This window comes from Corynebacterium amycolatum SK46 (assembly GCF_000173655.1).
GTDB lineage: Bacteria > Actinomycetota > Actinomycetes > Mycobacteriales > Mycobacteriaceae > Corynebacterium > Corynebacterium amycolatum_A.
Genome location: NZ_ABZU01000001.1, coordinates 203399 through 225166 on the forward strand (window position 1 = coordinate 203399; position 21768 = coordinate 225166).

Sequence of the window (21768 nt, forward strand, 5' to 3'; positions counted from 1 at the left end):
ATGCATAGGGTTTGTATAGGGTTACAGAGTCCACTCCCCAGCCACTTCGCCGGCGTATCCGGCGGCGCGCAGCCGCTCAACCCAGCTGCGCAGTGGCACCTCACCGGAACCCGGCGCGCGGCGGCCTGGGAAATCGGCAATCTGGACGTGCGCCGGCAGGCTCACTCTTCCGGTCTCCACATCAGTGAGCCAAGCATCCACGTCGACGCCATTGGCCGCAAAATGGTAAAAGTCCGCGAGCACGCCAGCACCAGTCTGTTGCGCTAACTCCTCGGCTTGCCAGGGATCTGTAATGGGGTAATCGCTCATCCCGGACAGTGGCTCAATCAATGCGCGAACCCCGCTGAGCTCCAGCTCGGCAGTAATCTCAGTCAGCTTTTGCACCTGCAAGTCCGTTAGCTCCCCCGAGCGCCCCAGCAGCACGTTTGAGCATTTCAGCCCCGTGGCTCGCGCGATCTGGCTCACTGCCTCCAGGTGTCCCGCGGGCAGCCCATCTGTATCGAGCACTCCTCTCTGCCCCGCTGCCATATCGCCACCCCACAGGTTCATGGCATAAAGACCAAGGCTGTCGTCAAAGAGGTCACAAAAAGCGGAAACCTCATCGGGTGCGGGCACTGCGAGGTCAAATGGCCACCAGAATTCCACGGCCGCGTAGCCGTCGTCACGCGCGGCGTTGACGGCGTCGTGCGGGGACATGTGTGCGTAGACCGTAGAACAGTTAATAATTGTGCTCATGACCAAAACGGTAGTAGTAACTGGCGGCGGTGCGGGCATTGGTCGCGAAATTGCTCTGGCTTTCGCCGCCGATGGCTGGCACGTGCATATCTGCGGCAGGCGTATCGACGCGCTCGAGACTGTTGCCGCCGAAGCGGACAACATCACCTACTCCAGGTGTGACATCACCGACCCCGAGCAGGTCCGTGCGATGTTTGAGAACGCGCAGGTGGCTACGGGAACTATTGATGTTGCGGTGCTCAATGCGGGGCTGCCCGGCACGCCCGCGGAGTTCGGAGAGACCGACATTGAAGACTTCCGGGCGGTCATCGATACGAATGTGGTCGGCTCGTACCTGTGTGCACGCGAGGCTTTTTCGCGGATGAAGGCGGGGTGTGAGGGGAAGGCGGACCAAGCAGGCGGCCGAATCCTGGTCAATTGTTCTATCGCGGCGCAGGTGCCGAGAGCGCATACGGCGGCGTACGCGACGTCGAAAAGCGCGCTTGCCGGAATGACCCACGTGCTTGCCCTCGACGGACGCGAGTATGGCATTACGGCAACGCGCATTGATATTGGCAGTGCGCAGACTGACTTGTTGGGGACGTTCACAGGCAGCGAGCCAATGTTCGATGCCAAGCAGGCTGCGGAGACCTTCCTCTACGCCGCGAATCTGCCGGCAAGTGCAGTCATCGATCAGCTCACGATTACCGCTGCGGGTATGCCCTTTTTGGGTAGGGGTTAGCCTGCCCCTTAAACTGAAGCACAACTGGGTTTAGATTGAGGAGGCGGGTTAGGGCTATGTCCATGGAAAACCACCCCTCTCTGGGCGGCGGAAACGAAGAAGAGAAGCAGGAGAATTCTCACTCGTCGAACGAACCTGCAGCGACTCCGAAGCATTCGACGCGCTGGGACACGTCCCGCCCGACCACCGCTCCGGACTTTTTGCTCTCCCGGGCACACGGCTCCATCCGCACGCAAGGCATTGAGGAGCAGCTTTCCGACCCCTGGCTCGCGGCCGAGGGACTGCACTCAGGCATTCACAAGATGGTGGTCGGCGCACTGCCCTTCGACTTGGACAAGCCCGCCGCCCTGACCGTTCCCCGGGAAGTCATCCGCTCCTCGCAGCCGCTGGAGCCACCCGCGCACTACCGTTGGAACGCACCGAAGCCCCACGCCAACATCGTCGCTTACGATCCCCCGCTCGACGAGCACGCTGAGCGCATCGCAGCAGCCATCCGCACCATCGAGTACTCGGCGTTGGAAAAGGTCGTGCTCGCGCGCGCTGTGGAACTCGAAATCGATCCCCCGATTGACCCGCTCCTACTCGCATCGCGGCTTATCGACGGATCCCCCAACCGCGATGGCTTTGTCGTAGATCTCTCCCCCGCCGGTTCCGATTATGAGGGCAAGTTGCTCATCGGTTCCTCCCCGGAGATGCTGGTCCGCCGTACGGGTGACATCGTTGAGGCGTTTCCCTTGGCCGGGTCGCTGCCGAGGTCCCGGAATGAAGAGGTGGACCGGGCAACGGCCCGTCGTTTAGCGGACTCGCGCAAGAACCTGGATGAACACGCCTTCGTTGTCGACGACATCGCCGACAATTTGGCACCACTGTGCAGTTCGCTGGATGTTCCGGACAGCCCCGAGCTGATGAGCACCGCCGAGATGTGGCACTTGGCCACGCATATCCGCGGTCGGTTGAAGGATCCGTCGCTGTCCGTGCTGGATTTAGCGCTGGTGGTGCACCCGACGCCAGCCATTTGTGGCACGCCGACGGAATCGGCCTTCGGCGTCATTCAGGCCGTAGAGACCGACCGCGGCTTCTACTCGGGCGCTGTCGGCTGGTGCGATGAGAATGGCGACGGCGAGTTCGTGGTCTCCATCCGCTGTGCCGAGATCGACACTGAGGGATCCGTGGCACGACTATGGGCCGGAGGCGGCATTGTGTCGCACTCCGACCCAGAAGAAGAAGTCACGGAGACCAGCGCCAAGATGGGCACTGTGCTCCGCGCTTTTGGAGTTAAGGGCGCTTAAGCCACAGCAGCTTAAGCTCGCTCCACCGGGTTGGCCAGCTTGCCGATACCCGGAATCTCGATTTCGATGCGGTCGCCCGGGAACATCGCAGCGGTACCGGCCGGGGAGCCGGTGCAGATGACGTCACCCGGCAGCAGCGTAATCGAGGCGGTGATGAACTCGATGATCTCCGGGATGGACATAATCATCTGGTTTGAGTTGGAGTCCTGCTTAGTCTCGGTAACGCCCTCGTGAGTCAGGTGCGCCTTGATTGGCAGCTCGTTGTAGTCCAGCTCCGTCTGGATCCACGGGCCCAGCGGGCAGAAGGTATCGATGCCCTTTGCGCGTGCCCACTGACCGTCGGCGAACTGCAGGTCACGGGAAGAAACATCATTGACGATGGTGTATCCGAAGATCACATCGTGAGCGTTTTCCTTCTTGACGTTCTTGCACGGTTTACCAATAACCAGTGCCAGCTCGCCCTCAAACTCGACGTTAGTGGCGAAATCTGGAATGCGAATCGGCGCTTCCGGACCAATGACGGCCGTCGGCGGCTTGATGAACATCGTCGGCGGCAGCGATTCTGCCGACTTCTTGAACACCTCGGCGACGTGGTCAGCGTAGTTACGACCAATAGCGATGACCTTCGACGGCAGCATCGGGGCAAGCAGACGTACGTCGGCAAGCGGCCAGGAACGACCAGTCTTATTCAGCTGACCGAAAGGGTGCCCTTCGATCTCGTGCAAAGTAACTTCATTGCCTTCGCCCTCTACGAGCGCGAAGCACATGCCCTCTGGGTGGGCGATTCGAGCAATACGCATAAAAGTAGGGTACACGTCACATTGCGATAATTATGCAACGACCCCCACTCTCTAAACTCTTCGCTCTAAACTCCGCGGGATTCCTGCGCAAGCCACACCAGCGCACAAGCCAACGCATCGTTGAACGCGTGATGGGCCTTAAAACGGGGAATGCCGTACTTGTCGCACAGTGACCACAACCGCAGCTCATCACGGACCGGCTCGCGGTTAGCTCGCAGAATCGCGTCATATTCGCGTGTCATAGTGTCCGCCACGGGCACATCAAAGCGCGCATCGAAGTACTTCCGGCACAACGGATCCAGGAACCCAACTTCCATCCGCGCGTAGTGCGCCAGCAGCTTCCGCCCCCGTAGAGCTTCTAACAGCTTGCCGACGGCTACCTCTGCCTCTACCCCGGTTGCGACCATGTCGTCGGTAAGCCCATGCACCGTCGCTGACTCGCCGACGCTCACCTCCTCGCGCTCTGGGCGAATGATAAGGTGTCCCGATTCTTCCAGCACGATGTCGCGGCCTTCCACCGCAACCCAACCGATGGAAAGCAGCTGATCTTTGGAAGGATCCAGACCGGTAGTTTCCACATCAACCGCGAGCCAAGCATCGTCACGGATAGGTGCGTCCAGGAGTTTCTTGCGGGGTTTGAAAAACTTCAACATTGCGCGCTCACACAGCTAACTCACACAGCTAAACTACGACATAGCCCGGATCGGATACTTCGCCCCGAGGCTCTGCTGCAACTTGCGGATAACTCCAAACGCATCGCGCAGGTGTTCTCTTTCCAGGCTGGAGAGGCGCTTCGGGTAGATGTGGTTATTTGGCTGCTCACCAGCGTTGAACTGTGCCTGCTGGTGATCAAGCTGCACCGTGCATAGGAACTCGAACGCATCCGCCAGATCTTGCGCACCCTGGCGACTCACGCTTCCGGCACCCGCACTAGCCGCCAAACGCTCACGTGTCGACAGCTGCGGCAGGCCGGCTGCCACAGTAAATAGGCGCGCCATCTGCACCACAGCAGCAGTGCCACCCTTTTTGATGTCCAAGGTTTCCGCGTGCTCGCCGCCCTTTTCCAGCACCAGACCACGGAAAAACCCGAGCGGCGGCTCCCGCCAGGCCGCGAGCTTGGCCAAATGCGCATGCAGGCGCTGCGACCCCTGAGCCAGCGGCAGGTAGGCCGCGCGCAGTTCCTCCACTAGTTGCACATCGCCCGCCACCCCACGCATGTCGAAGAAGGTCTGTGCATGCAACAGGGCTTCCGCCTCCGGAGCTGTAATCCACCCGTGGAAGGTGCGCAGCCACTGCGACTTAGTCATCCGCCACGCAGGATTGCTAGCCATCATGTCCCCTGGACAGAGCGGATAGCCGACTCGGTCGAGGTTGGTGCAGATTTCGTCGCTAAGCGCGGCGAAAAAGTCGGAGTGAGAGTCGGCGTCGTAGTCGTCGGCGAGAACCAGCGCATTGTCCTGATCGGACGCGAGCCCCATCTCTCCGCGCCCGTGCGAGCCCAGCACCGCAAACGCGTAGCTGACTGGTGGAGGCCCGAGCTTTTCCTCCGCAAGCGCGACCAGGCGTCGGGTGACAGCATCGGCCACGGCGGTCAGCAGCTTGGCGACCTCCTCCCCCGAATCACCTCGGTCAATAAACCGGCCGACGATCTGCCGCGCATTCTGAGCGATTTCCGCGATCTCCGATATGTCACTCTTTCGAGCAAGCGTCGCCGTCGCGTACACGGGATCGGTGTGCAGACTGCGCAGGAGGTCTCCAATGACAATCATGCCGACCACTCTCGTCCCGTCATGCACCGGCAAGTGGTGGTAACCACGCTCGGCCATCAGCAGCATTGCTTCAAACACCAGCAGGTCGGGACTGATGGTTTCCGGGTTCCCGGTCATCACTTCGCTTACGAGACTCTCGGCTGGCTTGGCTTCTGCCAGCACTCGACGACGGAGGTCACGGTCAGTGATGATGCCGACGAGCGGGCTCTGGTTGGCGCCTGCAGACTCCATCACGAGCAGACTGGAGACATTCCGCTCCGTCATAATCTGCGCCGCCTCTTGCACTGTCGCATCAGCGCTGCAGGTCACCAGCGATGTTTCCATCAGGTCCGCAACCCGTGTGCGCAACGACTCCGATGCCGCTGTGCTCCGCAGCTTCGATGCCACTGCGCGAATGCGCGCGTTCTCACCGCCGTAATAGCGCCGGACCTCTACGAACTGATCATTGAGCTGGTCAAAGACCTCCTTGGAGATCACCAGGAATACACAATCCTCCACCGCCGTCATTGTGTACAGCGAGGGGTCACTGCTCAGCAACGTCGAATAGCCGAAATGATCGCCCACATCGCGCCTGTCCAACAGAGTGCCAGCCGGGTCGAAGATATCCACCATGCCGGAGCGAATAATGAAACAGCTGCTATTATCCGCACCCGCCCGGATAATCTCCGTGCCACGACGGGCATAGCGCATGGTCAAAAGCGGTGGGATAGTCGCGCGCTCTTCATCGGTGAGGTCCGAAAAGGGGCGAGTATGGCTGAGAAAGTCTGCGATTTCTGCAAGCTCGACGGTCATGGGGTCAATTATCCCCTATTTTTGCCCCCAATAGGACTGATTTGCGGGAATACTCGACCTTATGACCAATTCCACACACAGCGCTTCAACAAATCCCGAATGGCCGCTCGATGCCCACATCCTCGGCAGGATGGACAAGCTCGCGGCACTCGTCGTCACGCTTGACGACGACACCTTCAACGCAACCCTCCCCATCCCAGCCATAAACTCCCTGGCCGTGCTGCTGCGTCATGTGACCGGGTCCGCGCGCTACTGGCTCGAGCGCGTCTGCCTTGGGCGTGATTACGTCCGTGATCGCGATGGGGAGTTTTCCGCCCATTGTAGTGTTGCGGAAGGGCTGGAGATTTACCACCGTGACCGCGCGGCTATCGAATCCGCACTGGTGGAGTTGCAAGGCGTGGACCGCGCTGCTGCTCCTGCTGTGATTCCTACCGATAAGGACCGTTGGTGGTGCAGCAGTATCGAAGGAGTGATTGTGCATGTCTTCCACGAGGCGGCTCAGCACCTGGGACATGCGGAGATTACGAGGGATGCGCTGGCAGCAGGGCTGGGAGGCGATGGTCCCGATGACGGCGCAGGAAGCTCATTCCCGCACCCCCTCGACACCATCATCGATGTGCTTGCCCAGGTCGGACATGCGTCGGACTTCATCGAGCACACTGCCGACAGTAAGACTCACATCACTACCGTCGACGGCAAAACTGTGATTGTCTAGCCCCCCATTGTTTTTACTGCGCCGCTTCGTGCACTACCGCATTCGCTACTTCAAAGCAGCAGCAATGCGGTCGCCGACCTCAGTGGTCTTAATCGGCCCACTACCGCGGGTAGCCATGTCAGCCTCCACAGCAGCCTCGATGCGCTGGGCATCTTGCTCACGCCCCAGGTGACGCAGCATCATGGCACCCGACAGAATGGCAGCGGTCGGGTCAGCGATCCCCTTGCCAGCAATGTCGGGTGCGGAGCCGTGAACGGGCTCAAACATGGACGGGTTGGTATTGGAGGCGTCAATGTTGCCGGATGCCGCCAGGCCGATACCACCCGAAACTGCACCAGCTTCATCAGTAATGATGTCGCCGAAGAGATTGTCGGTGACGATGACGTCGAAACGCGAAGGATTAGTGACGAGGTAAATCGTCGCAGCGTCGATGTGCGAGTAATCGACGTCTACCTCTGGGTATTCCTTAGCGACCTCATCGACCGTGCGCTGCCACATACCGCCGCCGTGCACGAGAACATTGGTCTTGTGGACAAGAGTCAGCTTCTTACGGCGGGTCATAGCCAGCTCGAAGGCGTAGCGAACAACGCGCTCAGCACCGAAGCGGGTATTGACGGAGGTTTCGTTGGCAACCTCGTGAGGCGTACCGACGCGGATTGCGCCGCCGTTACCAGTGTAGGCACCTTCGGTCCCCTCGCGGACGACCACGAAATCAATTTCGCCCGGGTTCTTCAGCGGAGACTCGACACCCGGGAAGAGCTTGGAAGGACGCAGGTTGACGTGGTGATCCAGCGCGAAGCGCATCTTCAGCAGCAGACCGCGCTCGAGAACGCCCGGAGGTACGTTCGCCGGGTCACCGATGGCACCGAGCAGAATAGCGTCGTGCTCGCGCAGAGAGTCGAGGTCGGCGTCGGTAAGCAGTTCGCCATTGCGCAAGTAGCGACGCGAGCCGAGGTCGTACTCGGTGGTGTCGAACTCGCCGATAGCAGCCTTGAGCACCTTCAGTGCCTCTGCCGTAACTTCCGTGCCGATGCCATCACCCGGAATGACGGCGATCTTCAGCTTTCCTGCCTCAGTCATTTTTTGAGATACCCTTCTCACTATATGGACATGGTTGAGTGTAGCAGAATCTAAGCCTCGCCTTTGCCACCATCCCCGTCCCCCTCGCCCTTTTCCACCTTTTCTTGTTCCCGTCGCATATCGCACCGCGCTTTATCCACAAGACCGCGGAGACTGTTATGCAATTTGCGACGTTTCTCATTGTGCTCAGTCAGCGCAGCGGTCTTCTTTTCAGTCTGCGAGGCAAAGGTGTAACGACCATGCCCAGTGCACTCTTTTTCCGACCTCGCAAATGGTCCTTCATCACAAGAGAGGAACGTCCAAGCTTCCACCCCATCGTGACCCCTGACTACCCGCCACATTCCCGCAGTTTTGAGGTTGTGATGCCGTCGACAAAGGCAGTGCAGATTCTCTGTGTGAGTCGCTCCTTCCGTTTGCCGCTCACCACCGGAAAGGCTGTGATCAAATTCCACAATATGGTCGATATCACACTTTTCCGCAGGTACATCACAACCAGGAAAGCTGCATACACCATCACGGGCACGCACGAACGCACGCTGCAGCTCGGAGGGGCGATAGCCCTCAACCGCACTATCCCCCAGCACCCGCAATGTCGATACCCGTTTCAGCCAAGACTCGGCCACCAGCGAAGAAAGCCAACCAGCACCAGCGAGCCACACTGGAGTGCTTTCCGGTTCGCCACCCACCCCGGGAGAGAGCACTCGGAAGAGCTCCAGATTCACCTCCACCTCACAAGTACCGCGTAACGCATGCATAAAAGCTGCCACGCGACTCACTTTCATCTTCTTAGACACTGCGTCGATAATTGCAAGAGCTTCCACCGCATGATGCCGCTCGAGCACGACCGTCAACGTCGTAGCACCAGCATCGCCGTGTTCATCAACTGCGATAAACTCCTTAGCCGTCATACGATCGCCAAAGTAGTCGAGAGCCGCAGCTTGAACCTCCTGCACCTCTTTCGACTCCGCAGGATTATCCGCAGACTCTCCACCCTCCTCGACTTGGTATGCCGCCGCATCAATTGCGGCATCTACGGTCGCCTCCACATTCCGGGCCAGGACCCTATCAGCGTGCACCCCAGCGACATCCGCATCACGCGGCCGCACTTCCGGAGCACACTCGCCAATCACTCGCTGCACCCGCGTTGCCATCGCACGCACGCCACGGAGCGCCTCCCCGTCACGCCTAGGCTTAACGACGTCCACGAGACCCGACTCCACCGCGTCAACCTTGTCATCGGCTACAGGCCGGGTATGTTTACCAAGCATTGCTAAATGCCTCATTGACAGATGCCCGCGCTCCTGACACATTTCCGATAGTTGCGGCATACGTCCAAGCATGTAGCCAATTTCCATATATTTGTTCACTTCGGCGCGTGAGATTCCAAGCACCACCGACCAATAAGCCAAATGAGCTTCGACATCGCCATCATCTGGTGGTGCGACCCGCTGAGCGATAACCATCTGCAGACGATTAATCTCCCGCATCACTTCAGCGAGCGGATGAGCCCTCACCTCATGACTGAACCGAAATTCCCCACACGATTCCAACTCTGACATCGCACTGCCCCCTCCCTAACGAGGTCCCCTAACGAACAGTTCTTTATCAATTCGCCCACACCATATCCCCCACCCCGGATTCAAACCGCTGCACACCCCAAAAATCACCACATAATTCGAACACCCTTTCGACCCACTATCGAAAGAAAATCCCGCCCTACGACGCAAACTTCGTCGTAAAGCGGGAAACGTACTAGAAACCTAGTCGACCGGCTTCATGGAACCGTTCTCGAGGAAGCGGCGGTGGAAGTCGTAAGAAGTAACCAGGTCATGCGGAGTGTGCATGAACGGGGTGGCCTTCTCAGCACGCTCGACGTACTCGAGCAGCGCCTCCTTGTACATCGGGTGCGCACACTTCTCAATAATAAGGCGGGAGCGCTGACGTGGCGCCAAGCCACGGAGGTCAGCCAGGCCCTGCTCAGTGATGATGACCATCACGTCATGCTCGGTGTGGTCAACATGGGAGACCATGGGCACGATGGCAGAAATATTGCCATCCTTAGCCAACGACGGGGACACGAATGACGAAATGTAGGCATTACGGGTGAAGTCACCGGAGCCGCCAATGCCGTTCATCAAGCGCGAGCCAGCTACGTGGGTGGAGTTGACGTTGCCGTAGATGTCGGCCTCAATCATGCCGTTGGTGGCAATCAACCCCATACGGCGAGTCAAACCCGGGTTATTGGAGAGATCCTGCGGACGCAGCACAATCTTGTCACGGTAGTCAGCAGCATTCTCATTCATTCGAGCTGCATATTCCGGAGACAGCGAGAAAGCAGTACCGGAAGCCACGGTCAGCTTGCCAGCATCCATCAAGTCAATCATGCCATCCTGAATGACCTCAGTGAAGGAGGTCAGGTTCTCATACTTGGAGTCGAGCAAACCTGCGAGCACGGCGTTCGGAATGTTGCCGACACCCGACTGCATCGGCAGCAGGTTCTCCGGCAGACGACCGGCCTTGACCTCACCATCGAGGAAGTCGAGCAGGTAGCCTGCGATGGCCTTCGAGGTCTCATCCAGCGGCTTGAACGGCGAATTACGATCCTCGGCATTAGTCTCAACGACAGCAACGACCTTGTCGACATCAATCGGAACATACGGGGTGCCAATACGGTCACCCGGAGTCAGAATCGGAATCTCCTTGCGGTTCGGAGGCAGCCCAACACTGTAGATGTCGTGCATACCCTCGAGATCCTCGGACTGCCAGGAGTTGACCTCGATAATGATCTTCTCCGCAGCATTGAGGTAAGAAATGCTGTTACCAACCGAAGAGGAAAGAATCAGGGAGCCATCGGCCTTGATGCGAACAGCTTCGACCACGGCAACATTGACCGGACCAAAGAAGCCCTGCTCAGTCATCGGGCCGGAATGCGACAGGTGCATATCACTGTAGTACGCGTCGCCTGCGTTAATGCGGTTACGCATGGCCGGATCGGACTGATACGGCATACGCCACTCCACCCCGTTGGCCTTCGCTAGCACACCATCAAGTTCCGGAGCAGTAGACGCGCCGGTCAAGACCTTAATCCTGAATTCGTCGCCACGCTCGTGAGCGGCCTCGATGCGCTCAGCGAGAGCCGGCGGGACAACCTTCGGGTAGCCAGCACCGGTAAATCCGGCAAAGCCCACCATGTCTCCATGGTTGATGAACTGCGCCGCCTCCTGCGCGGTCATCACCTTGGATTTGAGACCAGCATGGGCAATACGATCTGACATGAATTCACCTTTCTACATCCCCCAACGCGACTATCGGGGGTAGTACTTCGAACACCGAAGCACACCCCCAACCCTATCAACGAAGCGGTTAGCGCCCTTCATTCAGAAGTCCGAAAGCGCCCCCATTTTGGGCACACTTCACGCAACACCAAAACCGACTACAACACCGTTTTATGTCCTACGTCACAACCGGACGGTAATCAGCCACACGACACATTTGCAATCCCTCGCGTAACCCAATTCACGCACGAGTTATTGATAAGCATTTTCAGTACGCTAATCTTGTCGGGTGACTTCTACTGAATTTTCTGATAGCACCCCCCAGACCACTCCTGTCACCGTCCTGTCCGGATTCTTGGGCGCCGGCAAGACCACCCTCCTGAACAACCTCCTGGCAAACTCACAAGGGCGCAAAATCGCGGTCATCGTCAACGATTTCTCGGAAGTCAACGTCGATGCCGCTCTCATCGAGCAGGGCACATATCTCGAGCGCGGCGAAGACCGTTTCATCGAAATGTCCAACGGCTGCATCTGCTGCACGCTGCGAGATGACCTCGTGGAAAACGTCGGTAAGCTCGCGCGCAGCGGAAAATTCGAGCACATCGTCATCGAATCCACGGGCATCTCCGAGCCCATGCCAGTCGCCGCTACCTTCGAGTGGGAATTCGATGACGGCCGTCGCCTCGCCGACATCGCCCCAATCGACACGATGGTCACGCTCGTCGACGCCTCTACATTCCTCGACAGTCTCCGCCAGGGGCGCGCGCTGCCTGACGACGAACGCACGGTCGCCGACCTCCTTGTCGACCAGGTGGAATTCGCCGATCTTATCCTCATCACCAAATCCGACCTCGCAGGCGATAAGCTCACCGGCGGTACCGAGGAAACGATCCGCGCAATGAACCCCCGCGCACGCATCGTCCGCGTGACTAACGGCGAAATCGCCACCTCTGCCATTCTCGACGCATCGCTTTACGACGAAGGCACGGCGGCCACTTTCCACGGATATGCAGAAGAACTTGCGAATCCCCACACGCCGGAGACCGAAGAATACGGCATTTCTTCGGTTGTTTTCCGAGGCAACCGCCCCTTCGACCGCGAACGACTAATCAAGGCCCTCCGCGGTACAAAGGGCCTCGTACGATCCAAGGGGCACTGCTGGATTTCCGACCGCCTCGAAGTCGCCCACGTGTGGAGTCAGGCGGGGCCGAACCTGAAGATTACCCCTGCTGTCATGTGGGCACAGACCGATGTCCCACCATCCAATGAGGTCGTACTCATCGGTGTGAAATTTAACCCAGAGACCACACTGCAAGCATTCGAGGATGCCATGCTGACCGACGAAGAAGTGCGGGAGTTGCTGTAGCAAAGCCCCTGGAAGAGCGCCGATAAACGACCAACTGAAGCGATTACTATGCCATGAATCACTTCCCAACCTGCGGGTGTGGCAACACGCTGTTAGCGCATGCTAGGTTAGGCGACAAAACTAAAGTCGAACAGTCTACTTAGGAGATGACATGTCTGATCGCATCGCACATGCCGGTTTGCGCGGCAAGGTAATGACCGCCGACGAGGCGGCACAGTTTATCAATCACGGTGATGCCCTCGGCATCTCTGGCTTCACCGGTGCTGGCTACCCGAAGGCTCTGCCGACTGCGCTGGCAAACCGCGGCAAGGAACTCCACGCCAAGGGTGAAGAATTCGCTGTCGACATCTACACCGGCGCTTCCACCGCCCCGGACTGTGACGGCGTAATGGCAGAAGCTGACATCATCCGCTACCGCATGCCGTACCAGGGAGATCCGGCACTGCGTAAGTCCATCAACTCCGGCAAGGCAAAGTACCAGGACATCCATCTCTCCCACTCCGCGCTGTACATCGAGCAGGGCTTCCTGCCGATTGACGCCGCAATTGTAGAGGTCACTCGTATTACGGAAGATGGACATCTCATTCCGTCGTCAAGCGTTGGCAACAACGTTGAGTGGATGGACAACGCCGACAAGATCATCATTGAGGTCAACTCGTGGCAGTCCGAGGAACTCGAGGGCATGCACGACATCTACCGCATTCAGCACCTGCCTAACCGCACGCCGGTGCCGATCAACGCCCCGGGTGATCGCATTGGTACCCCTTACATCGACATCAACCTGGACAAGGTTGTCGCAGTTGTCGAGACCAACGCGCCGGACCGCAACTCCCCGTTCAAGCCGTTGGATGAGACCTCAAAGGCCATTGCTGGCCACTTCCTCGACTTCCTCGAGGGCGAAGTTCGCGCGGGTCGCCTGGCTTACGACCAGTACATCATGCAGTCGGGCGTCGGTAACGTGCCGAACGCTGTGATGGCGGGTCTGTTGGACTCTAAGTTTGAGAACATCAAGGCCTACACCGAGGTTATTCAGGACGGCATGATTGACCTGATTGACGCAGGTAAGATGACCGTCGCTTCGGCTACTTCCTTCTCCCTGTCTCCGGAAGCGGCCGAGCGCATGAACAACGAGGCTGCTCGCTACCGCGAAAACATCATTCTGCGCCCGCAGCAGATTTCTAACCACCCGGAGGTTGTCCGTCGCGTCGGCCTGATCGCCACCAACGGCATGATTGAGGCCGACATCTACGGCAACGTCAACTCCACCCACATCAACGGCAGCCGCATGATGAACGGCATCGGTGGTTCCGGTGACTTCACCCGTAACGCCTTCGTTTCCTCGTTCATCTCGCCGTCGCTGGCGAAGGACGGTGCAATCTCGACTATCGTTCCGTTCGCTTCACACATTGACCACACCGAGCACGACGCCATGGTCATCATCACCGAGCGTGGATTCGCTGACCTGCGTGGCCTGGCACCGCGTGACCGCGTGGCCAAGATGATCTCCGTTGCACACCCGGAGTACCAGCCACTGCTGGAGGAGTACTACGAGCGGGCGCTGAAGACCGCTCCGGGCATGTCTACCCCGCACGATCTGCGCACTGCCTTCGACTTCCACGTCAACATGATTGAGAAGGGCTCGATGAAGGGCTAAGGCAGTAGGGCTACGGCTGCATAGATCAGCTGGGAAGCAAAAATCCCCTCCGAACGGAGGGGATTTTTCATTGGTTAGAATCTAGCTATAATGCGCTTAAGCGCTCAGAACTAGTCCAGCTCAAGCTGCAGAGCGTGGGTAGCGGAGATCTCCTCGGTGATCTTTTCGACGAGCTCCTCCGGAACCTCCTTGGAAACGCGCAGCACCAGGATGGCAGTCTGATCTGCTTCCTGCGGAGACAGAGCAGCAGCCTCGATGTTGATGCCGGACTCACCGAGAGTGGTAGCAACGCGACCCAGAGCACCCGGAACGTCCTTGTACAGCAGGAAGAGGTTACGGCCCTGAGCACGCATGTCGATGCCGCGGCCATTGATACGAACAATCTTCTCAACGCGGTTCAGGCCAGTGAGAGCACCAACGACGGTAGCGGTGGAGCCATCAGCACCGATGACCTTGACCTCGAGAACGGAGCGGTGGGAGACGGACTCCGGCTCGGTCTCGACAGTGAAGGTCACACCACGCTCTTCTGCGATACGCGGAGCGTTAACGAAAGTGACAGGCTCTTCCACCATGAGGGAGAACAGTCCACGAATCGCTGCCATGCCCAGAACGTTAACGTCCTCAGTGTGCAGCTCACCGCGAGCGGTGACCTCAACAGCGGCTGGAGCGCCCTCCAGCAGACCGCCAGCAACCAGACCCAGCTCACGAGCCAGCTCGAGCCACAGGGCTACCTCTTCGCCGACAGCGCCACCGGAAACGTTGACGGCATCCGGGACGAACTCGCCAGCCAGTGCCAGCAGTACGGACTTAGCGACATCGGTACCGGCGCGGTCCTGAGCCTCAACGGTGGAGGCGCCCAGGTGCGGAGCACAAACAGTTTCCGGCAGGCCAAACAGCGGGGAATCCGTGCACGGCTCGGTCGCGTACACGTCGAAGCCAGCACCGCGGATGTTGCCAGCCTTGATCGCGTCGGCAAGCGCCTGCTCGTCGACGAGACCGCCGCGGGCAGCGTTGATGATGATCTGGCCCTTCTTGGCCTTGCCCAGGAGCTCAGCATCGAACATGCCAGCGGTTTCCCTGGTCTTCGGCAGGTGAATGGTCACGAAATCAGCGCGAGCCATCAGTTCTTCCAGCTCAACCAGCTCAACACCGAGCTGAGCAGCACGGGCCGGGTTCGCGTACGGATCGTACGCAATGATGTTGGTCTCGAAAGCAGCGAGACGCTGGGCAAACAGCTGGCCGATGTGACCGAAACCGACGATACCGACGGTCTTGCCGAAGATTTCGACACCCTTGAAGGAAGAGCGCTTCCACTCCCCCTCACGCAGGGACGCGTCCGCAGCCGGCAGCTGGCGAGCGGTGGCCAGCAGCAGTGCGATTGCGTGCTCACATGCAGAGTGAATATTGGAGGTCGGAGCGTTGACAACCATGACGCCGCGCTTGGTAGCGGTATCGATGTCGACGTTATCCAGGCCCACGCCGGCGCGGCCGACGATCTTCAGATTCGGAGCAGCCTCGAGAACTTCCTGATCCACGGTGGTAGCGGAGCGGACGAGAAGTGCGTCAGCGTCACCAACCGCAGCCAGGAGCTCAGCGCGGTTCGGACCATCTACCCAACGGACCTCAACGGAATCCCCCAATGCGTCCACGGTGGACTGCGCCAGCTTGTCGGCGATGAGGACAACGGGGCGAGCGTTCTGGCTCACAAGCATCTCCTGGTTTGTCTCGAAAAATTTATGCAGTATGTGCGGTGTCACTTAAGAAAACTACTAAAGCGTGCACGCGCATTACGTCTCATCATAAACTCTGGGGGTAATCCACGGGGGTACTGACCTAAGCAAAACGGCGCTTACTACCCTTTGTTTAGGGAGTAAGCGCCGTTGCCCCCGACATTCAAGTCGGCAATTATTTCGCGTTATATTTTTATTTCTGCTGGTCTATAACCTACTGATACGTAACCAACCACGGACGCGGCTCGATGTTCATGGTCTCCTCAGGGGTAAACATCGGCTGATCCTCGTCGATGAAGTTCTTCCACGCCTCGAAAATCTCCGGCTGCAAATCCTGCAGCATGACATTCCAGGTCTCAAACTTTTCCTGCGGGATACCGTGACCGTCGGCATGCAGAACGAATGCGAGCTCCGGGTGCGACAGATCCAGCGTCTCGCGGTCGCGAATCATCTGTAGCTGGAACTGGTGCAGCATCAGCATCTTCTGCGGAAGGTTGTTCTTACGAGTCAGCTCAGCCAGCCAATCAGCAACGCGGTTGACTTCTTCAGCCTTAACGTGACCAACCTGGGTCGCCGGAACCTGCCCCGGTTCCATCTTCCACTCCGGATCCAGCGCCAGACCGACGTTTGGCATCTTCAGCAGTTCTTCGTAGAACTTGGCCTGATCCAAGAAGTCTGCACTACCCGGCTGCAGGTCGATGATGACGTAGCCGCCAGCCTTGGTCATGGCCTCGACGTACGGCTTCAGAGTTTCAACCGGAGCCGGCTCGGAGTAGTCACCGCGCGGGCCCGGGTCAGCCTGTGCGACCGAAGCGATAATCTCGAAGGCCGGCAGCACCGGGTCATCAGCGAACTTCTCGTACTGCTTGACGTAGTCCTTCGCACGTGCGACGGCATCCTCCGGATCATCCTCGCCCATCACACCCAATGGAGCGACGCCTGGGTGACCATACGTTGCAATCAGATGACGACCGGGGAACAGCAGTGTGCCTCCACCTGGCAGCTCCTTGACCTTGTCATCTTTGGCCAGCTCGATGGACTGATCGAACTTGTCCTTATCGCCGAAAACCTTACCCAAAGCAATCAGGGACTCGCCGTCGCGAGCAGCGGAAATCGACTCAGAGGTAGCACGCGCGTCGCCCACCGGCAGCCAACTGACCTTCAAGCCAGCGGCGCGGGCCGTAGCAATGGAGGCCAAACCGGTACCCGGTGCGGCCAGTGCCAATTTATTCTTGACCTCCTTTGGCGATCCCTTCGGCAGGGTGACGCTCTCCTGTCCCTTGTCATCCTGCCCATCGCTGGCGCGATCCTGAGCCTCTTGGTTGGCTGCCTCATCCTTCGTTGCATCGCCCTCGACGACAGTTGGCTTCTCCGGATCCATCTCAACGACAGCGCGTGTCGGCTTCGACTCCGTCTCTTTGAGAACCTTAAACTCAGTACCGACGAGCTCCTTAAGGCCATCGGTCGTACCCGGATCTGCAATGATCTGACGGCCCTCTCCCCCAGTCAGGTCAACTGCACCCACAGTAAGGACTGTCTTTGCGCCCAGACGATCGATCTCTTCTTCCACATCGGCGATATCGGCGCCAGTATCACGGCCACGAGCATCCTTCTTCGGGCTCTTGGCAGTAGTGTCATCTTCCGCGTCTTCGGCACTACCAGCCACCAGCATCGGCAGACCAGCAGCAACCGCGATGCCTGCCGCCCTACGCTGCTCAGCAGGGCCAGCCGAGGAAACGACAACCGCTTCCGAACTGTCAATCAGGCTTTCCGACGCTGCGATGTCGTCGCTAAGAACCGTCGATTCAGCGTCCACCTTCTTCGTGGAAACAGCGCTGTCGGAATTACCACACGCGACCAAGGCGCTTGACCCCAACGCCAGACTGACCGTCAGGGCAACGGTTGCCGTCACGCGCCGCGTCATTGCGGATACTCGCACAATTACCTCCGTGAAATGATTTGATTTCAACGATTAGACTATCGAACGTCTTTGTTGAGGGAGACCTTTCAACCCAGATTAGAACCCCGGATACAACTGGGCTACACCCGTTCGGCCGTAGTTGCTTTTATCTCAGATGTTTATCTCAGATGTTTATCCCGCACGTTTCATTGAAAGAAAACTAGTAAGAGAGATACGAAAAGGGCCTCATCACGGCGGTGAAGCTCGGTGATGAAGCCCTACTTCGCGAACAAGCGAGGGATTCGCTTAAGCAACAAACTTAGGCAGTCTCAGCGCGAGCGTCGACCTTAACCCAGCTCATCAGGTCACGCAGCTTGGAGCCGACCTCTTCAATCTGGTGGTTGTTGTAGGAAGCGCGCAGGTCCTCGAGCTCCTTGTTGCCGCCCTCGACATTGGCAATCAGGCGCTTGGTGAAGGTGCCGTCCTGGATGTCAGACAGAATCTCGCGCATGTGCTGCTTGGTATCAGCGGTAATAACGCGCGGGCCAGACAGGTAGCCACCGAACTCAGCGGTGTCGGAGACCGAGTAGTTCATGTTGGCAATACCGCCCTCGAACATCAGGTCAACAATCAGCTTCAGCTCGTGCAGGCACTCGAAGTACGCCATCTCCGGCTCGTAGCCAGCCTCAACCAGAACCTCGAAGCCAGTCTTAACCAGTTCCTCGGTGCCACCACACAGAACAGCCTGCTCACCGAAGAGGTCGGTCACAGTCTCTGCCTCGAAGGTGGTCGGGATAACGCCAGCGCGGGCACCACCGATAGCCGCAGCGTAGGACAGAGCCAGGTCGCGGCCCTCACCCTTCGGGTCCTGGTCAACGGCAATCAGGCACGGAACGCCCTTGCCATCGACGAACTGACGACGAACCAGGTGACCCGGGCCCTTCGGGGCAACCATGCCGACGGTGATGTTGTCAGCCGGCTTGATGAGGTCGAAGTGGATGTTCAGACCGTGGCCGAAGAACAGCGCGTCGCCGTCCTTCAGGTTCGGCTCGATGTCCTCGCGGTAAACCTTTGCCTGGGTGGTGTCCGGAACCAGCACCATAATGACGTCTGCCCATGCAGCGGCATCTGCGTTGGACTTAACCTCGAAGCCAGCTTCCTGGGCCTTCACAGCGGACTTGGAACCCTCACGCAGACCGATAACAACCTCGACACCGGACTCGCGCAGGTTCTGAGCGTGAGCGTGACCCTGGGAACCGTAGCCCAGGATGGCGACCTTACGCCCCTGGATGATGGACAGATCAGCATCGTCGTCGTACAGCAGTTCAATAGCCATTAAATTTAGCCTCTTTTCGAATCGGATTCGTTAAAAACCTTAGCGTTTAGTTGTTAGCGGGTCTGGAGCATCGGCTTCGGCCCGCGCGCCATTGCGACGGTACCGGACTGAATGAGCTCACGGATACCAAACGGCTCGAGGACCTCCAGCAGGGCTACGAGCTTCGAGCGCTCACCCGTCGCCTCAATGATGACAGACTCTTGAGAGACGTCCACCACGCGGGCACGGAAGAGATTGGCGGCATCGACGACCTGCGGACGGTTGGTGTTGTCACAGGAAACCTTCACCATCAGCAGTCCGCGCGACACCATGGTCTCTGGGGGCTGGCGGACCACCTTCAGCACGGGCACCAGCTTGTTCAGCTGCTTAGTAATCTGTTCGATTGGCAGCGTCTCCGTCTCGACCACAACGGTGATGCGATTGACGCCCTCGGTCTCAGTTTCACCCGAGGTAATCGACTGGATGCTGAAACCTCGGCGGGTAAACATGCCCGCAATGCGGACCAGAATACCCGGCTCATCGAGGGTCAACACGGATAGAGTGTGCAGTTCAGCCATTTTGGGACTCACTTCCTGTTGCTTCGGATCCCGATTAGCGGGTCTTCATGGACGGGTGGTTAGCGTCGGGCTGCTTCGCGGCGTCCTCGGCGTTGTCCACAACAGTGCCGTGGATGTCAGCCGGGGTTTCAGCTGCTGAGTTCTCATCGTTGAACAGCGGGCGCAGACCGCGGGCGTATTCGACCTCATCATTGGACTTGCCAGCTGCTACCATCGGCCACACCTGAGCATCCTCACCGACAATGAAGTCAATAACCACCGGTCGGTCATTGATCTCGCGTGCCTTCTTAATTGCGGCCGCGACATCCTCCTTCTTAGTCACGCGAATCGCCACGCAGCCAAGCCCCTCGGAGAGCTGGACGAAGTCCGGCAGGTAGGAGTTATCCTCCGGGCGCAGCTTGGTGTTGGAGTAGCGCTGATCGTAGAACAGCGTCTGCCACTGACGAACCATGCCCAGGTTACCGTTGTTAATCAAGGCAACCTTGATGGGGAAACCTTCCATTGCACAGGTGGTCAGCTCCTGATTAGTCATCTGGAAGCAACCGTCACCATCAATGGCCCAGACTTCCTTTTCAGGAGCAGCTGCCTTGGCACCCATCGCAGCCGGAATTGAGTAGCCCATCGTGCCGGCACCACCGGAGTTAAGCCAGGTGCGCGGGTTCTCGTACTGGACGAACTGCGCTGCCCACATCTGGTGCTGGCCGACGCCAGCGGCATAGATGGCCTCCGGGCCAACGATGTCGGACAGAGTCTGAATTACAAACTGCGGAGCGATTGCACCATCAGCGGGCTCTTCCCAACCGAGAGGGAACTCGTCGCGGAGACCGTCGAGAAGCTTCAGCCAGTCGGTAATCTGCGGGCGGCTAAGACCGAGCTTGGTGTAGGACTCGCTCAGTGCAGCAAGGACCTCGCGGGCATCGCCGACGATGGGAACGTCGACTTCGCGGAGCTTGCCAATCTCTGCCGGGTCAATATCGGCGTGGATAACCTTCGCGTTCGGCGCGAAGGAATTCAGATCACCGGTAACACGGTCGTCGAAACGCGCGCCAATCGTGATGAGCAGGTCGGACTTCTGCAGAGCAGCGACGGCGGACACCTTGCCGTGCATGCCCGGCATACCCATGTGCAGCGGGTGCGAGTCCGGGAATGCGCCGCGAGCCATCAGCGTGGTCACGACCGGAACCCCAGTCTGCTCGGCGAACTCGACCAGCTCCTTGGAAGCATCAGCCTTAATGACACCGCCACCGATGTAGAACACCGGACGCTTTGCAGCAGCAATCATCTCAGCGGCTTCGTCAATCTGACGCTGGTGCGGAGTCGTCACAGGACGGTAGCCCGGCAGGGCAATCTCCGGCGGCCAGGTGAAGTCAATCATCGTATTCTGGAGGTCCTTCGGGACATCGACCAGAACCGGACCTGGACGGCCAGAAGAAGCCAGGTGGAATGCCTCAGCGAGCGCGCGAGGGATATCCTCAGCTTCAGTGACCATGAAGTTGTGCTTAGTAATCGGCATGGTCACACCGCGGATGTCAGCCTCCTGGAAAGCGTCAGTACCCAGCAGCGGGCGACCGACCTGACCGGTGATGGCGACAACCGGAACGGAGTCCATCTGAGCATCCGCGAGCGGGGTTACCAGGTTGGTAGCACCCGGGCCGGAAGTCGCGATACAGACACCAACCTTGCCGGAAACCTGCGCGTAACCAGTGGCGGCGTGGCCAGCTCCCTGCTCGTGGCGCACGAGGACGTGGCGGAGCTTTTCCGAGTCATAAATGGGATCGTAGAGCGGAAGCACTGCACCACCGGGAATACCGAAGGCTACCTCGACACCAAGCTCTTCAAGGGATCGGACAATGGCTTGTGCACCAGAAATTCGCTCGGGGGCGCTGGTGCGCGCCTTAGCCGCGAATTGGGCGGGCGATGGGGTGTGCTGCTCGTGCGCGTTCACGATTTCGCTCCTGGGTCATGGTGGGCAACTACTCCACTCACATTCACGCGAAGAAGCTACGAATGTGGCGTTGGCTACAACCCTAACGTCCACATAGTGAGAAG

Annotated in this window: 17 protein-coding genes; 5 read left to right on the forward strand and 12 right to left on the reverse strand. The window is 58.8% G+C overall.

Annotation, left to right across the window (positions count from 1 at the left end; all coding sequences use genetic code 11):
• Positions 1 to 21: 21 nt before the first annotated feature.
• On the reverse strand, positions 22 to 735 hold the full coding sequence (locus CORAM0001_RS00920; RefSeq protein ID WP_244261955.1) for a TIM barrel protein: 714 nt from the start codon (positions 733 to 735) through the stop codon (positions 22 to 24).
• Between CORAM0001_RS00920 and CORAM0001_RS00925 the strand changes: the two genes are divergently transcribed.
• Both CORAM0001_RS00925 and CORAM0001_RS00930 read left to right on the forward strand, forming a co-directional pair.
• Positions 734 to 1456: an SDR family oxidoreductase gene (locus CORAM0001_RS00925; RefSeq protein ID WP_005509618.1), complete on the forward strand. Its 723-nt coding sequence runs from the start codon at positions 734 to 736 to the stop codon at positions 1454 to 1456. The two genes, CORAM0001_RS00920 and CORAM0001_RS00925, sit on opposite strands and share 2 nt — an antisense overlap.
• Positions 1457 to 1512: 56 nt before the next feature.
• Positions 1513 to 2745, forward strand: a complete 1233-nt coding sequence (locus tag CORAM0001_RS00930) for an isochorismate synthase (protein ID WP_005509553.1) — start codon at positions 1513 to 1515, stop codon at positions 2743 to 2745.
• 11 nt (positions 2746 to 2756) lie between these two features.
• Here CORAM0001_RS00930 and CORAM0001_RS00935 read toward each other — a convergent pair whose 3' ends face one another.
• From CORAM0001_RS00935 to CORAM0001_RS00945, 3 genes are all read right to left on the reverse strand, one after another.
• Positions 2757 to 3545: a fumarylacetoacetate hydrolase family protein gene (locus CORAM0001_RS00935; protein WP_005509430.1), complete on the reverse strand. Its 789-nt coding sequence runs from the start codon at positions 3543 to 3545 to the stop codon at positions 2757 to 2759.
• Positions 3546 to 3610: 65 nt separating this feature from the next.
• Entirely contained in the window at positions 3611 to 4198 is a 588-nt protein-coding gene (locus CORAM0001_RS00940) for a 3'-5' exonuclease (RefSeq protein ID WP_005509395.1), read from the reverse strand.
• Between the two features lie 33 nt (positions 4199 to 4231).
• Positions 4232 to 6106 carry a DUF294 nucleotidyltransferase-like domain-containing protein gene (locus CORAM0001_RS00945; RefSeq protein WP_005509721.1) on the reverse strand — a complete coding sequence of 625 codons (1875 nt, stop codon included), beginning with the start codon at positions 6104 to 6106 and terminating at the stop codon, positions 4232 to 4234.
• Between the two features lie 61 nt (positions 6107 to 6167).
• On the opposite strand from CORAM0001_RS00945, the gene CORAM0001_RS00950 reads away from it, so the two are divergent.
• On the forward strand, positions 6168 to 6821 hold the full coding sequence (locus CORAM0001_RS00950; protein WP_005509408.1) for a mycothiol transferase: 654 nt from the start codon (positions 6168 to 6170) through the stop codon (positions 6819 to 6821).
• A 45-nt stretch (positions 6822 to 6866) separates the two neighbouring features.
• Here CORAM0001_RS00950 and CORAM0001_RS00955 read toward each other — a convergent pair whose 3' ends face one another.
• The 3 genes from CORAM0001_RS00955 to CORAM0001_RS00965 form a co-directional block, all read right to left on the reverse strand.
• Entirely contained in the window at positions 6867 to 7883 is a 1017-nt protein-coding gene (locus CORAM0001_RS00955) for a 3-isopropylmalate dehydrogenase (RefSeq protein WP_100066763.1), read from the reverse strand.
• Between the two features lie 68 nt (positions 7884 to 7951).
• The gene (locus tag CORAM0001_RS10855; protein ID WP_050773564.1) at positions 7952 to 9460 is read right to left on the reverse strand and encodes an HNH endonuclease signature motif containing protein; all 1509 of its coding nucleotides are present in this window, start codon (positions 9458 to 9460) and stop codon (positions 7952 to 7954) included.
• Between the two features lie 201 nt (positions 9461 to 9661).
• The gene (locus CORAM0001_RS00965) at positions 9662 to 11176 is read right to left on the reverse strand and encodes an acetyl-CoA hydrolase/transferase family protein (RefSeq protein WP_005509723.1); all 1515 of its coding nucleotides are present in this window, start codon (positions 11174 to 11176) and stop codon (positions 9662 to 9664) included.
• Between the two features lie 289 nt (positions 11177 to 11465).
• Between CORAM0001_RS00965 and CORAM0001_RS00970 the strand changes: the two genes are divergently transcribed.
• On the forward strand, positions 11466 to 12542 hold the full coding sequence (locus CORAM0001_RS00970; protein WP_005509636.1) for a GTP-binding protein: 1077 nt from the start codon (positions 11466 to 11468) through the stop codon (positions 12540 to 12542).
• Positions 12543 to 12693: 151 nt separating this feature from the next.
• Positions 12694 to 14196, forward strand: coding sequence for an acetyl-CoA hydrolase/transferase family protein (locus tag CORAM0001_RS00975; protein WP_005509578.1), 1503 nt, complete (start codon positions 12694 to 12696; stop codon positions 14194 to 14196).
• Positions 14197 to 14306: 110 nt separating this feature from the next.
• On the opposite strand, the gene serA is transcribed toward CORAM0001_RS00975, so the two are convergent.
• From serA to CORAM0001_RS01000, 5 genes are all read right to left on the reverse strand, one after another.
• Positions 14307 to 15902: a phosphoglycerate dehydrogenase gene (gene serA / locus CORAM0001_RS00980; protein WP_005509698.1), complete on the reverse strand. Its 1596-nt coding sequence runs from the start codon at positions 15900 to 15902 to the stop codon at positions 14307 to 14309.
• 238 nt (positions 15903 to 16140) lie between these two features.
• The gene (locus CORAM0001_RS00985; RefSeq protein WP_244261956.1) at positions 16141 to 17895 is read right to left on the reverse strand and encodes a hypothetical protein; all 1755 of its coding nucleotides are present in this window, start codon (positions 17893 to 17895) and stop codon (positions 16141 to 16143) included.
• A 250-nt stretch (positions 17896 to 18145) separates the two neighbouring features.
• Positions 18146 to 19162 (reverse strand): ketol-acid reductoisomerase, encoded by a 1017-nt coding sequence (gene ilvC / locus CORAM0001_RS00990; protein ID WP_005509455.1) that lies wholly within the window; start codon positions 19160 to 19162, stop codon positions 18146 to 18148.
• A gap of 53 nt (positions 19163 to 19215) precedes the next feature.
• A complete protein-coding gene (gene ilvN, locus CORAM0001_RS00995; RefSeq protein ID WP_005509600.1) occupies positions 19216 to 19719 on the reverse strand; it encodes an acetolactate synthase small subunit in 504 nt (167 codons plus the stop codon).
• Positions 19720 to 19753: 34 nt separating this feature from the next.
• Positions 19754 to 21664, reverse strand: a complete 1911-nt coding sequence (locus tag CORAM0001_RS01000; RefSeq protein ID WP_005509385.1) for an acetolactate synthase large subunit — start codon at positions 21662 to 21664, stop codon at positions 19754 to 19756.
• Positions 21665 to 21768 lie beyond the last annotated feature (104 nt).